Below are 13,341 nucleotides of genomic sequence, written 5' to 3' on the forward strand. Positions count from 1 at the left end.
ACTACCCGCCGGCGACGCCGCGGCGGCCGACCACGCAGTACATAAATGCCGGGGGATGGGCCGGCCCCCCCGGCTCGTGGGGGGGGGGGGGGGGGGGGGCCGGGGGCGGCCGCCCCCACCGCGGTGAATCAGACGCAGGTGTTGCGGGCTGCGATCGTCACGGTCGAGGCCTTGACCGAGCCGCCGGCCGAGCTGTCGTAGACGTACCACTTGTCGCTGCCGCCGGTGTTGTGGCCGCAGAGCAGGTAGTACGAGCCCTTGTTGACGTAGCCGAGCTCGGTCTTGTCGGACAGCGTGATGGTCTGGGTGGCGGTGCCGGCGCTCGTGGCCTTGAGGCCGAGCGAGGCGACGCCGCCCGAGGCGCCGCTGTTCACGCCGTCGACGTCGAGCGGGTAGTTGTTGCCGTTGTCGGTGTAGAACTGCTCGACCGCGCTGACGGCGCCGCGGACGTCGCTCTGGGCCGACTTGTCGGCCGCGCCCTTGCGGTAGTTCAGGTAGACCGGTACGGCGATTGCGACCAGGACGCCGATGATGACGACGACGACGAGGAGCTCGATGAGGGTGAAGCCCTCGTCGCCCTTCTTGGCGCGGAGCCGGTTGATGGTCTCGTGCATTGGGGACGCCTCCGAGGCTGTGGGGGTGGGGCGGGGAAGGGGGTGGTGCAGGGTCGACCTCAGTTCGGTCGTTCGCGGCGGTACTTGAGGCTCAGTTGCTCTGGATGTTCTGGTAGATCGTGAACATCGGGAGGTACAGACAGACCACCATTCCGCCGACCACCGCACCCATCACGAGCACCATGATGGGTTCGATGGAGGCGGTCAGGGATTCGGCGGCGCTGTCGACTTCCCTGTCGTAGAAATCGGCAACCTTGTCGAGCATCTGACTGATCTGACCGCTTTCTTCCCCCACTTCGATCATCTGGGTGACCATCTCGGGGAAGATCTTGTGGTGTCGCATGGCGGACGACATGGGCTGCCCGTCTCGTACGGCGCCCTGGACGTCCTTCATCGCGACGTTGATGACCTCGTTGCCGGTCGTCTCGCCGACCACGGCGAGCGCCTGCATGATCGGCACGCCCACGTTGAGCAGCAGGCCGAGGTTGCGTGAGAAACGGCTCATCGCGAGCTTCTGGAAGAGCGAGCCGAAGACCGGCATGCGGATCTTGAGTTTGTCCACGGTCAGCCGGAAGTCGGCGCTCGCCCGCATCTGCCGCTTGTAGGTGACCGAACCGCCGATGAGCACGATCAGGATCAGCGGGCCGATCCACCACATGTTGTGGCTGGCGTCGACGAGGAACTGGGTGATCGCCGGCAGTTCGCCGCCGAGGCTCTTGAACATCGCCTCGAAGATCGGGACGATGAAGATCAACACGGCCGCGATCAGCACGAACGTGAAGCCGAGCACGATCGCCGGATAGGTCAGCGCGCTCTTGATCTTGCCGCGGAGCGCGGTGTCCTTCTCGAGGCTCGCCGCGATCTGCTCGAGGGCCCGGTCGATCATGCCGCCGGTCTCGCCGGCCCGGACCATCGCGATCATCAGGCGCGGGAAGATCTTGTCGTGCTTGGCCATCGCCGCCGAGAGCGAGACGCCGCCGGCCACGTCGGTGCGGGTCTCGCCGATCGCGGCCTTGAGCGAGGCCACCGAGGTCTGTTCCTCCATGATCGACAGCGAGCGCAGCAACGACATGCCCGAGGACGTCATCGTGGCGAACTGCCGGGCGAAGATCGCGAGGTCCTTCATCTTCGTCCGGCCGCCCAGGCCCGGGATCTTCAACTCCTGATTGAGACCATGGCCGGCGCCGGTCACCTCGAGCGGCACCTCGCCGCGCTGCCGCAGCATCTGCGTGGCGGCGGCCTCGCTGGCCGCCTCCACGGTGCCCTTCGACTTGCGCCCGTTGGCGTCGATGCTGCTGTAGTGGAACGTCTTGGTCACGGGCATGGCATCACATCCGGCCGATCAATCTCTTGAGTTCTTCCTGCGAGTGGCAGAGCTCGAGGGCGACCTGCAGGGTGACCTGGCCCTCGCGGACCTTCTCGGCCAGGTTCTGATCGAAGGCGAGCATGCCTTCGGAGCCGCCGGCCTGCATGAACGAGGGGATCTGGTGCGACTTGCCCTCACGGATGAGGCTGCGGATGGCCGGGGTGGCGGTGAGGATCTCGGCGACCACCACCCGGCCCTTGCCGTCCGCGGTGGGCGCCAGCGCCTGGGTGACCACGCCCTGCAGCGACGCGGCCAGCTGCGCGCGGATCTGCAGTTGCTGGTGCGGCGGGAAGATGTCGATGACGCGGTCGATGGTCTGGGTGGCGCTCTGCGTGTGCAGGGTGGCCAGCACCAGGTGACCGGTCTCGGCCGCGGTCAGCGCGGTCGAGGTGGTCTCCAGGTCGCGCAGCTCGCCGACCAGGATGATGTCCGGGTCCTGACGCAGCGCGTGCTTGAGCGCGCTGGCGAAGTCGTCGGTGTCCGTGCCGACCTCGCGCTGGTTCACCACGCTGCGCTTGTGCGGGTGGAGGAACTCGATGGGGTCCTCGATGGTGATGATGTGCGCGGCGCGGCTGCGGTTTGCCAGGTCGAGGATCGAGGCCAGCGTGGTGGTCTTGCCGGAGCCGGTGGGGCCGGTGACCAGCACGAGACCGCGGGGGAGGTGGGCGAAGCGGGCCACCGAGGCCGGCATGCCCAGCTCGTCCAGCGGTTTGATCTTGTGGGGGATGGCCCGGAAGACCGCGCCACACGAGTTGCGCTGCACGTAGAGGTTGCCGCGGAAGCGGGAGACGCCCACGATGCTGTGCGCGAAGTCCAGCTCCTGGCAGTCCTGGAACGTCTGCCACTGTGCCGGCGAGATCGCGGCGCGGGCCAGCAGCGCGGTGTCGGACGAGTTGAGGTTGCCGTAGCCCGGCAGCGGTCCCAGTGAGCCGTTCACCCGGATCATCGGCGGGGTGCCGACGGTCAGGTGCAGGTCGGAGCCGCCCGACTCGACGAGCGTCACGAGCATCTGGTTGAGCACGGCCAGGTCGCCCTGCGCGGACGCGGGCGGCTCTACCGGCGCCGCCTGGTGCGGCACCTGCTGGTCGGTCGTATACATCAGCTCCCCTATCGGACGATTTCGGGAATTGCTTAGATCGCGATGCGGGAGACCTCGCGTACGGACGTGAGCCCGCCCGCCGCCTTGGCCAGCCCGTCCGCTCGCAGGTCGTACATGCCCTGGTCGAGGGCCACCTCGCGGATCTCGTTGGACGAGGCCCGCCGGATGGTCAGCGACTCGATCTCCGGCGAGATCGGCATGACCTCGTGGATCGCGATCCGGCCGCGGTACCCCGTGTTGGCGCAGTTCCGGCAGCCCACCGGCCGGTACAGCGCCTCCGGCACGATCAGGTCCTCGAACGGCCAGCTCGCGCCGACCAGCTCCTCCTCGGTCGGCTGGTACGCCTCCTTGCACCAGTCGCACAGCCGCCGGGAAAGTCGCTGGGCGAGCACGCAGTCCAGCGACGACCCGACCAGGAACGGCTCGATGCCCATCTCGGTGAGGCGGGTGACCGCGCCGGGCGCGTCGTTGGTGTGCAGGGTGGAGAGCACGAGGTGGCCGGTGAGCGACGCCTCGACCGCGATCTGGGCGGTGTGGCTGTCCCGGATCTCACCGATCAGCACCACGTCCGGGTCGGACCGCAGGATGGCCGGCAGCACGGCCGCGAAGGTCAGCCCGGCCTTGGCGTTGACCTGCACCTGGTTGACCCCGCGCAGGCGGTACTCGACCGGGTCCTCGACCGTGATCACGTTGATCTCCGGCTTGCTGATACGGCCCAGCGTGGCGTACAGAGTCGTGGATTTGCCGGAGCCGGTGGGGCCGGTGACCAGGACCATGCCGTGCGGCTTGGTGAACGAGGACGCGAAGCGGTCGAGGTTGTGCTGGGTGAAGCCCAGCTTGTTCAAGTCGAGGTCGATGCCGCCGGTGTCGAGCACCCGCAGGACGATCTTCTCGCCCCACACCGTCGGCAGCGTGGCGGTACGCAGGTCGACCGTGCGGTCGCGGATCATCGCGGTGATGCGGCCGTTCTGCGGCACCCGCTTCTCGGTGATGTCGACGCCCGACATGATCTTGATGCGTGAGGTGAGCGCGGCCATGACGCCCTTGGGCACCAGGTCGACCTCGTGCAGCACACCGTCGATCCGGTACCGCACCCGCATGTCGTCCTCGGTCGGCTCGAGGTGCAGGTCGGAGGCGCGGTTCATGACGGCCTGCTCGATCAGGTTGTTCACGTAGCGCACGATCGGCGCGTCGTCCACGCTGGTGGCCTGGGCGGCCATCCCGGCCTGGTCGTCCTGCTCGACCTCGGCGAGCTCGCCGAGGTCGCTCGACTCCCGCTGGAGCTTCTCGATGATCCGGCGGACCTCGGAGCGGGCCACCACCACCGGGCGTACGGTCATGCCGGTGGCCGCGCGGACGTCGTCGAGCGCGACCACGTCGCCGGGGTCGGTCACGCCGACCGTGAGCTCGCCGTCGGCCATCGACAGGCCGAGCACGCGGTGGCGGAGCACGACTGGGAGCGGGATGCGCTTGAGCGCCTGCGGGTCGGGGATGAAGCCGGCCAGGTCGAGCGTGTTGATGCCGAAGGCCTGCGCGGCCGCGGCGGTCAGCTGTTCCTCGGTGACGACATTGTCGTTGATCAGGACGGCGCGGACCGACCGGCCGCTGCGCTGGGCCTCGTCCGCCGCCGCGTCGACGGCGCGCGGATCGACACCGATCTGCTTGAGCGCGTCGAGCAGCGGGCGGAAGGTCTGGTCCATGACCCAGACGATCGGACAAACGTCCGCCGAGCTGAGGGCCTATCAGACAGATTGAGGGTTATTCAGGGCATACCTTGAGCTGCACCTAGCCGCACGTCATCGGCTTGGTCTCCACCGCCCTGAATAACCCTCACCGCACCGGGCGCCGGAACGTCTTCCGGTACGCGCTCGGCGCCACCCCGATCGTGGCCTGGAGGTGCTGCCGCAGGGCCGTGGCGCTGCCCAGGCCCGAGCGCCGGGCCACCGTGTCGACCCCGAGATCGGTCGATTCCAGCAGAAGCTGAGCGTGCGTGACCCGCTGGCGCAGCAGCCACTGCCGCGGGCTCATCCCGGTCTCGTCCCGGAAGCGCCGGGTGAACGTGCGCACGCTCATCCGGGCGTGCTCGGCCATGTCTTCGAGGCTGACCGGCTCGGCCAGCCGGTCCAGCGCCCAGGCCCGGGTCGGCTCGGTGCCCGCGCCCGCGCTCTGCGGCACCGGCCGCTCGATGTACTGCGCCTGCCCGCCGTCCCGGAAGGGTGGCACCACGCAGCGCCGGGCCGCCCGGTTGGCCACCTCGGCGCCGTGGTCGTTGCGCACGATGTGCAGACAGAGATCGATGCCGGCGCCGACTCCGGCCGAGGTGAGGATGTCGCCGTCGTCCACGAACAGCACGTCGAGGTTCCACTTGACCTGCGGATACAGCCCCGGGATGCAATCGGCCCAGGCCCAGTGGGTGGCGGCCGGGCGGCCGTCGAGCAGGCCGGCCGCGGCCAGCACCGAGGCGCCGGTGCAGATCGAGACGATCCGGGCGCCGCGCTCGGCGGCGGCGAGCAGGGCCGCCTTGACCTCCGGCCGGAGTGTGCCGTCGGTCACTGTGCTGCCGCCGTCGACCCCCGGCACCACAATGGTGTCGGCCGTCGCCAGCTCCGCCAGCCCGTGGTCGGGCACGACGGTGAAGCCGGCGTGGCTGCGGATCGGACCGGGGCCACAGACACGCACGTCGTAGAGGCGCTGCTCATCGGCATCGCGGGCGGCTCGAAAGATCTGTGTCGCCGTGCCGAGGTCGAACGGGACGACGTGCTCCAATGCCAGGATCGCGATCACGTGCTGCTGCATGGCCCAATTCTTGCGCATGATGGCCTCCCGGCCACTCGTCTGATCGGGTGCGGTCGCCCACTATTGGTCACGTGCAGAAGACGTACAGAATTCATCCAGCCTGGTTTGTGGCCTTCATCGCTTTCATCGCGTTGGTAGGCGCCGCCGGATTCCGAGCGACGCCGTCGGTCATGCTTCGTCCGCTGCACGACGAGTTCGGCTGGTCGCTCGGTACGATTTCGGCCGCCGTCTCGGTCAACCTGCTGCTCTACGGGCTCACCGCGCCGTTCGCGGCCGCCCTCATGGAGCGCCTCGGCATCCGGCGCGTGGTCATGGGCGCGCTGCTGCTGGTCTCGGCGGGCTCCGGGCTGACCGTGTTCATGCAGCAGAGCTGGCAGCTCATCCTCTGCTGGGGCGTGCTGGTCGGGCTCGGCACCGGCTCGATGGCGCTCGGCTTCGTGGCCGTCATCGCCAACCGCTGGTTCGTCAAGCACCGCGGCCTGGTCACCGGCGTGCTCACCGCCGGCGGCGCGGCCGGCAACCTGGTCTTCCTGCCGGTGCTGGCCAACCTCACCGAGAGCCAGGGCTGGCGTTTCGCGGCGCTCACCGTGGCCGGCATGGCGCTGCTGGTCGTGCCGCTGGTCTGGTGGAAGCTGCGCGACCACCCGGCCGAGCTCGGCATCGGCCCGCTCGGCGGTTCTTACGAGGAGCCGAAGCCGATCGCCCCCGCCGGCGCCGCCCGCACGGCCCTGCGCGCGCTCCGGCAGGCCGCCCGCACCCGCCCGTTCTGGCTGCTGGCCGGCGGCTTCGCGATCTGCGGCGCCACCACCAACGGCCTGGTCGGCACCCACTTCATCCCGGCCGCGCACGACCACGGCATGGCCGAGACCACGGCCGCGAGCCTGCTGGCGCTGGTCGGCTTGTTCGACATCGCCGGCACGATCGTCTCGGGCTGGCTCACCGACCGGGTCGACTCGCGGGTCCTGCTCGGCGTCTACTACTTCGGCCGCGGGCTCTCGCTGCTGGTGCTGCCGTCGTTGTTCGCGGCGAGCGCGCACCCGAGCATGGTGGTGTTCATCCTGTTCTACGGGCTCGACTGGGTGGCCACCGTGCCGCCGACGGTCACCCTGTGCCGGGAGTACTTCGGCGCAAGCGGCCCGGTGGTCTTCGGCTGGGTGTTCGCCTCGCACCAGTTCGGCGCCGCGATCGCGGCCAGCTCGGCCGGCCTGCTGCGCGACCAGTTGGGCACCTACAACGCGGCCTGGTACGGCGCCGGCGCGCTGGCCATCCTCGCCAGCCTGCTGAGCCTGATGCTCTTCGCCGGCAAGCGCCTCAGGCCGATCGCACCGGGCATCGGCCTGGCGCCCGCAGCGGCCAAGGCATAGCTGGGGCAGCTGCATATTTGTCGCGCTTCGGCGGGTGGCTGCACTGCTTTTCCGATACGAGCGGCGGCCCGGCCACAACCGCAGTCGGCCCGCGGCCCTGGCACACCGCGAACCAGGCGGGGGGCGCGGCCTGTGCCGCGCCCGCCGGGCTGAGCTCGGTGGCGACGCCGGCAAGCGCCCCGCTCACCCTGACTGCCGTGCCGCAGCCAGCGCCGATCAGACCCTGACCGCGAAAGTCTCCAGTCTAGAGCGGCGGAAGATCGACTTCCGTCTCCAGCCGCTCCCCCGCGGCCACCCGGGCCAGCAGCGGATGGCCCTCGCCGTAGACCTTGGCAAGGGCCGCGGTCACCTGGAGCCGGGCCTCCTCGTCGCCGCCGTCGACCACCGCGTTCCACGCGCAGGCCAGGGTGTCGGGGTGCTCGGCGCCGCGCAGCAGGTGCGACCGTTGCCAGGTGTCGGCGGCGATCTGCTGGGCCTCCTGCCGCTCACCCAGGCCGAACAGATCGGTCGCGTAGCCGTTGGCGCAGGCCAGCGTGAACGGGTGGTCGGCGCCGACGCTGCGCCGCAGGCCGTGCAGCGCCTCCTGGTCGATCCGGCGGGCCTCGACGTGGCCGCCGGCGATGCGCACCACGCCCGCCAGCGCGGCCGAGGCCGACAGCGTGAACGGATGCTCGTCCCCGAGCAGCGAGTGGTACCGCACCACGGCCCGTTCCAGGAGGTCTTGCGCCTGGCCGAGATCGCCGGCCGCGGTCGCCGCGTGCGCCAGCGTGACGATCGCCGCGAGCGTCTCGACGTGCAGATCGCCGAAGCGGCGCCGGCACAGCTCGACGGTCGTCTCGGCCGTCTCCCGCGCGTCGGGGAGGCAGCGGCGCCGGGCCGCCATCGCCGCGACCCGGGCGGCCCAGAGCGCGAACGGGTGGTCGTCGGGGAGCGCGCCGGCCCGGATGGCGGCCAGCACCTCGGCCGCGCCCGCGTAGTCGCCCAGCCCGAACAGGTCGAAGGCGAGTCCGGCCCGGGACGAGATGATCTCGGGGTGGCCGTCGGCCAGCGTCGCCTGCCGCTGCCGCAGGACCTGCTCGTCGAGCGCGCGGGCGCCCCGGAAGTCGCCGAGCAGGCGCAGGTCGGCCGCGAGGTTGTTGGCGCAGCGCAGCGCGGTCGGGAAGCCGTCGCCGAGGACGCGCCGGTAGCGCAGCATGTTGTCGTTGTCGAGCTGGCGGGCCTGTCCGAAGTGGCCGCGGATGCGCAGATCGGCGCCGACGCTGTTGGCGGTGGCGAGGGTGGTCTCGTCGTCGCCACCGAGCGCGGCCCGCTGCGAGCGCAGGGTCTGCTCGTTGAGCACCCGGGCCTCGGCGCTGCGGCCGAGCGCGCGCAGGGCGTTGGCCAGGTGGAACGACGCGAGCAGGGTCTGCTCGTCGTTCTCGCCAAGCGTGTCGCGCCAGCGGGCCACGGCCGAGGCGGCCAGGTCGCGGCTGGAGTCGTAGTCGCCCGCGGCGTAGTGGAACCGCACGCAGTTGATCACCAGCTGCCGGATCTCCTCGGAGGCGGCGCCGAGCACGTCCGAGTGGATCAAATGCGGGGTGAGCTCGGCGTACCGCGGCCGGCCGGCCGGGTCGTCGGGGTCGCCCGGGTCGGCGGCGGCGAGCATCGCCCGCACGGTGGCCTGCAGCGCGGCGTGCCGCTCGGAACTGAGGCTCTGGCCGAGCATGCTGCGCGACAGCGGGTGCACGAGCAGATGCTCGCCCGGCGGGTCGAGTTCGGCGAGGCCGTAGCGGCCGATGAGGCGCAGCGCGGCCTTCAGCCTCCGTTCTATCCGTACGGCCGGGGCCAGCTCGGCGGGGAGCGGAAGCATGCGGGCGCCCCACAACAGCCGCCAGGAGACCGGCGCGCTGCCCAGGAACGCACCCAGCTCGAGCAGCTGATAGGCGGCCGGCGAGTTGACCCGCAGCGCGTCGGCCGCGAGTCCCCACGCCACCCGGATCGGGGTGGGGAACGCCAGCGTTTCGTGCTGGGCGCCGAATCGGGTCAGATACTCCTCGACCGACCACCCGGTCATGGCGCGCGTCGCCGCGACCAGATCGAGCGCCATCGGCACGTCGCCGAGCCGCTCCGCGAGGCGCTCGGCATCGGCGGCGGTGACCTCGGGGCCGCGGCGGCGCAGCAGGTCGATGCTGTCGGCCCGGTCGAACGCGCCGATCGGCAGCGACTGCGCCACCTCGGCCGGCCAGCGCGGGTTGCGACTGGTGATCAGCACATGCCCGGCGCCGCTCGGCAGGTACGACTTGATCTCCTCAGGACGGTTGGCGTCCTCGAAGACGACCAGCCAGTTCCGGTACGGCTCGCCACGGCTCAGCGCGTCGCGCACGGCGGCCAGCGTGCGGTTGATGTCGCCGGCCTCGGGCAGGGCAAGCTGTTGGGCGAGGCCGATCAGCGCCTGCCGCGCGCCGGCCGACTGCTCGGACGGGATCCACCACACCAGATCGTACGTTTCGGCGTACCGGTAGACATATTCGACGGCCAGCTGGGTACGTCCGGTGCCGCCGAGCGGGTGTTCCTCGCCCGGGAGCAGCACGACAGGGCCCGCGGTGAGCAGGCCGTGCAGACGGGAGAGGAGATCCTCGCGACCCACGAAACCGGGGTTACGTGGCGGGAGGCCGCCCAGGATCGGCATGCCGATTACCGTACGTGGAAACGTGACGACAGTGGAAGAAGGACGACTCTGTTGCCTGATGAGATTGTGACCAGTCTCGACACGGACCGTGACGCCACAACCGTGTCATTGCGCGGCGAAGTGGACGTCCTCACCGTCGACCAGGTGCGGGTGGCGCTGGAAGAAGCCCTGGCCGCGCGGCCCCGCGAGATCGTGGTCGACCTGCGGGAGCTCACCTTCATCGACTCCACCGGCCTGGGCGCGCTGATCTTCGGCTTCCAGCGCGCCCGCGACACAGGAATCCGGTTCCGGCTGTCCGGACCGAGCCGGCCGGTGCATCAGATCCTGGCGCTGAGCGGCCTGCTCGAGGTCGTCGAGGTCACGCCCTGAGAGCGGTCGCCTGCGCTGGGCGGGTGCGCGACCTCAACGAACAAGACCTGACGAACAAGATCTATCGGATACGCGCGACGGCCCGGCCACAACCGCAGTCGGGGCCAGGCCCGCGGCGCTCCGCGAGCCGCCTGCAACTCCAGCCGGTGCCGCGACCGCCGGGCTGAGGTCGGTGGTCGACAAAGACCGCAACTCATCGTCGATGAGTTGCCGCGAGGCCGGGCGGGGCGGCATTGCGGGCCGGGCGGCGCGGCATTGCGGGCCGGGCGGGGCGGCATTGCGGGCCGGGCGGCGCGGCATTGCGGGCCGGGCGGCGCGGCATTGCGGGCCGGGCGGCGCGGCACTGCGGGCCGGTTGCGGTGTGATGGTGGCGGGGCAGGGATGCCATCGCCCGACGCCTGCCTGGTCGCGGTGGCACCGGCCGTCGCGGCGGCGGACGGGGCACTCCGGCATTTCGGGAGCCGACCGGAAATCACCATTGTCGACAGCGACACCGGAGTGAGAATGGCATGATCAGAAACTGTTCCGGGCTTACCGCCGGATTCTTTGAGGTGGGATAATTCTGGGGTGCGGCAGATGGATTTCTTCACCAAATCCCAGCTAGCGGAAATGCGTGATCCCACCCGGTCCCGCCGTTATTCGCCGGCGCGTGAAGAGTTCCGCCGCGAACATGCCCGGCAGCGCGCGTGGGGCCTTGTCGAGCGGCACGCTCGTAAGCTGCGCCGCCTGCACGGCGGTGACGACGGTTCACCCTTGACGGCAGCCGAGCGTCGGCTCTGGTCGAGCCACCCGGGCACACCCGCACAGCCCGCACCGCCGATGGCGTCGTCCGCCCACGCCAGCCACGACCTCGGCTCGCCGCAGCAGCGAGTCGTGGCGCGCCCGGCGGGCAAACAGATCCCGCAGCCCACCCCGGCTCTGCCTGTCAAGCCCACCGCGGCCGAGCCGATCGCTGCACCCGAGCCCGCCGAACTGGCCGAGCCCACCGAGCAGGCCGAGCCCGCCGCGGTCGAGCTGATCGCGGGGCCCGTGCCCACCAAGCAGGCCGAGCCCGCCGCGGTCGAGCTGATCGCGGGGCCCGTGCCCACCGAGCAGGCCGAGCCCGCCGCGGAAGACCAATCGCCCCGGCCGAGCAGGCCGACCCCCTCCGCGGAGGAGCAGGTTGGCCGCGCCGGGTCGTTGCGGAAGAACCGTCACCGCGGCCCGGCCTCATGCGCGTGCCGGCCACGCGATCGCACACCACGCGACCCGCGGCATCTGCCCTATATCACCGCCGCCGGTGCCATTTTATCGACGGCTTCTCGCGCCATTCTTTCGCGGCGGAAAACCATTCCGGCCGTCACGGCGAGGCTCGTTCCAACAGACACTCAGATCGCGGCCCTCTGGGTGCAGAGCAGGTCGGTGACGCCGGCGGCCGGCATCGGCTTGGCGAAGTGGTAGCCCTGCGCCTGCGCGCAGTCCAGGTCGCGCAGCCGCGCCGCCTGCACGGCGTCCTCGACGCCCTCGGCGACCGGCGCCAGCCCGAACGTGCGGGCGATCTGCAGCACCGCCTCGGCCACCGACGCGCCCGTCGCGGACTCCGGCATGGCCTGCACGAACGACCGGTCGATCTTCACGACGTCCACCGGCAGGGCGCCGAGGTGGCTCAGCGACGAGAAGCCGGTGCCGAAGTCGTCGAGCGCGATCCGCACGCCCAGCGTCTTGAGCGAGCCCAGCACCCGGGCCGACTCGGCCAGATCGGTCAGCGCCACCGACTCGGTCAGCTCCAGCACCAGCAGGTGCGGTGGGATGGCGGTCCTCTCCAGCACCGCGCGGACGTCATCGGTCAGGTGCGGGCTGCCCAGCTGGGAGGCGGACAGGTTGACGTTCAGCTCGAAGTCCGGGTTGTCGCGCTGCCACGCGACGGCCTGTTCGCAGGCCTGCTCGAGCACCCAGAGGCCCAGTTCCGGCATCAGGCCGAGCTCCTCGGCAAGCTCCAGGAACGCCGCGGGCGGCAGCAGTCCCCGGGACGGGTGCCGCCAGCGCACCAGCGCCTCGACGCCCACGGTGTGCTCGCCGGCCAGGTCGACGATCGGCTGGTAGTGGACCTCGAACTGCCGCTCGGCGAGCGCCTGGCGCAGGTCGTCCTCGTCATGCCGGCGCTGCTCCGCCTCGGCGAAGCGGGCCGGGTCGAACCGCCGGGCAACCCCCTTGCCGTCGTCCTTGGCCTGGTAGAGGGCGGCGTCCGCCTCGCGCAGGATCGCGTCGACGTCGTGCCCCGAGCCGCGGGTGAACGCGATGCCGGCGCTCGCCCGGATCGTCAGCACGGTCTCCCCGACCACGAGCGGCTGGAGCAGGTCGCGCAGGATCCGGTTGGCCACGGTGTCGGCGATCTGGTCGTCGGTGAGCCGCGGCAGCAGCACCACGAACTCGTCGCCGCCCAGCCGGGAGACGGTGTCGTTAGCGCGGACGTTCGCGTTGAGCCGCTCGGCGGTGACCCGCAGCAGCGCGTCGCCGGCCGCGTGGCCGTAGGTGTCGTTGACCCCCTTGAACCCGTCGAGATCGAGCAGGATCACGGCGGTCATGGTGTCGTCGGCGTCGGCGAGCGCGTCCCGGGCGTGGTCCATGAACATGGCCCGGTTGCCGAGGCCGGTGAGCGGGTCGCGGAACGCCTGCCGGGCGAGCTGGGCCCGCTGCCGGGTGAGGTCGCGCATGAGGCCCTGGTTGGTGCGGGCGCCGAGGAACTGCCGCACGAGGATCGTGCCGGCCACCGCGATGATCAGCCAGGTGAGGGTGTTCCGGTCGCCCGCGTTGATCAGGCCCGCCACCACGATGGCCGCGCTGACCGGCGCGTACTGCGCGAGCGGCCAGCGGTCGGCCAGTTTGGAGATCACGGCGCTGAGCACCACCACGACGGCGGTCGGCAGCAGCCAGTCGAGCACCCCACGGTCTTCGTTGTGGAGCCGCTCGAAGACGATCGGCCAGGCCAGCACCATCAAGGACGCGAAGATCATGGCCTCGTCGATGACGCGACGAACCCGATCCAGTGCCTTGCTGGAACTCATGACTCACCTCCGCGCCTTCCA

The 13,341-nt window shown here is 70.8% G+C and carries 10 protein-coding genes; 3 read left to right on the forward strand and 7 right to left on the reverse strand.

Annotated features, from left to right (window positions below; all coding sequences use genetic code 11):
• Positions 1-128: 128 nt before the first annotated feature.
• The 5 genes from ACIA5D_RS12315 to ACIA5D_RS12335 form a co-directional block, all read right to left on the reverse strand.
• A complete protein-coding gene (locus tag ACIA5D_RS12315) occupies positions 129-614 on the reverse strand; it encodes a type II secretion system protein (protein ID WP_396029938.1) in 486 nt (161 codons plus the stop codon).
• A 91-nt stretch (positions 615-705) separates the two neighbouring features.
• Complete coding sequence (locus tag ACIA5D_RS12320; RefSeq protein WP_396029939.1) at positions 706-1,938, reverse strand: type II secretion system F family protein; 1,233 nt, start codon at positions 1,936-1,938, stop codon at positions 706-708.
• A gap of 4 nt (positions 1,939-1,942) precedes the next feature.
• Entirely contained in the window at positions 1,943-3,079 is a 1,137-nt protein-coding gene (locus ACIA5D_RS12325; protein ID WP_396029940.1) for a type IV pilus twitching motility protein PilT, read from the reverse strand.
• Between the two features lie 32 nt (positions 3,080-3,111).
• Positions 3,112-4,779: a GspE/PulE family protein gene (locus ACIA5D_RS12330; protein ID WP_396029941.1), complete on the reverse strand. Its 1,668-nt coding sequence runs from the start codon at positions 4,777-4,779 to the stop codon at positions 3,112-3,114.
• A 130-nt stretch (positions 4,780-4,909) separates the two neighbouring features.
• Positions 4,910-5,893 carry a GlxA family transcriptional regulator gene (locus tag ACIA5D_RS12335; protein WP_396029942.1) on the reverse strand — a complete coding sequence of 328 codons (984 nt, stop codon included), beginning with the start codon at positions 5,891-5,893 and terminating at the stop codon, positions 4,910-4,912.
• Between the two features lie 152 nt (positions 5,894-6,045).
• Here ACIA5D_RS12335 and ACIA5D_RS12340 point away from each other — a divergent pair, with 152 nt between their 5' ends.
• A complete protein-coding gene (locus tag ACIA5D_RS12340; protein WP_396029943.1) occupies positions 6,046-7,239 on the forward strand; it encodes an MFS transporter in 1,194 nt (397 codons plus the stop codon).
• A gap of 244 nt (positions 7,240-7,483) precedes the next feature.
• Here the strand turns inward: ACIA5D_RS12340 and fxsT are convergent, their stop codons facing one another.
• Complete coding sequence (gene fxsT, locus ACIA5D_RS12345; protein WP_396029944.1) at positions 7,484-9,907, reverse strand: FxSxx-COOH system tetratricopeptide repeat protein; 2,424 nt, start codon at positions 9,905-9,907, stop codon at positions 7,484-7,486.
• A 51-nt stretch (positions 9,908-9,958) separates the two neighbouring features.
• On the opposite strand from fxsT, the gene ACIA5D_RS12350 reads away from it, so the two are divergent.
• On the forward strand, positions 9,959-10,276 hold the full coding sequence (locus ACIA5D_RS12350) for an STAS domain-containing protein (RefSeq protein ID WP_396029945.1): 318 nt from the start codon (positions 9,959-9,961) through the stop codon (positions 10,274-10,276).
• Positions 10,277-10,852: 576 nt separating this feature from the next.
• The gene (locus ACIA5D_RS12355) at positions 10,853-11,716 is read left to right on the forward strand and encodes a hypothetical protein (protein WP_396029946.1); all 864 of its coding nucleotides are present in this window, start codon (positions 10,853-10,855) and stop codon (positions 11,714-11,716) included.
• On the opposite strand, the gene ACIA5D_RS12360 is transcribed toward ACIA5D_RS12355, so the two are convergent.
• Positions 11,644-13,320, reverse strand: a complete 1,677-nt coding sequence (locus tag ACIA5D_RS12360) for a putative bifunctional diguanylate cyclase/phosphodiesterase (RefSeq protein ID WP_396029947.1) — start codon at positions 13,318-13,320, stop codon at positions 11,644-11,646. The two genes, ACIA5D_RS12355 and ACIA5D_RS12360, sit on opposite strands and share 73 nt — an antisense overlap.
• Positions 13,321-13,341: the final 21 nt, after the last annotated feature.

Origin of the sequence: Actinoplanes sp. NPDC051513, assembly GCF_044454685.1 — a bacterium.
Classification (GTDB): Bacteria; Actinomycetota; Actinomycetes; order Mycobacteriales; family Micromonosporaceae; genus Actinoplanes.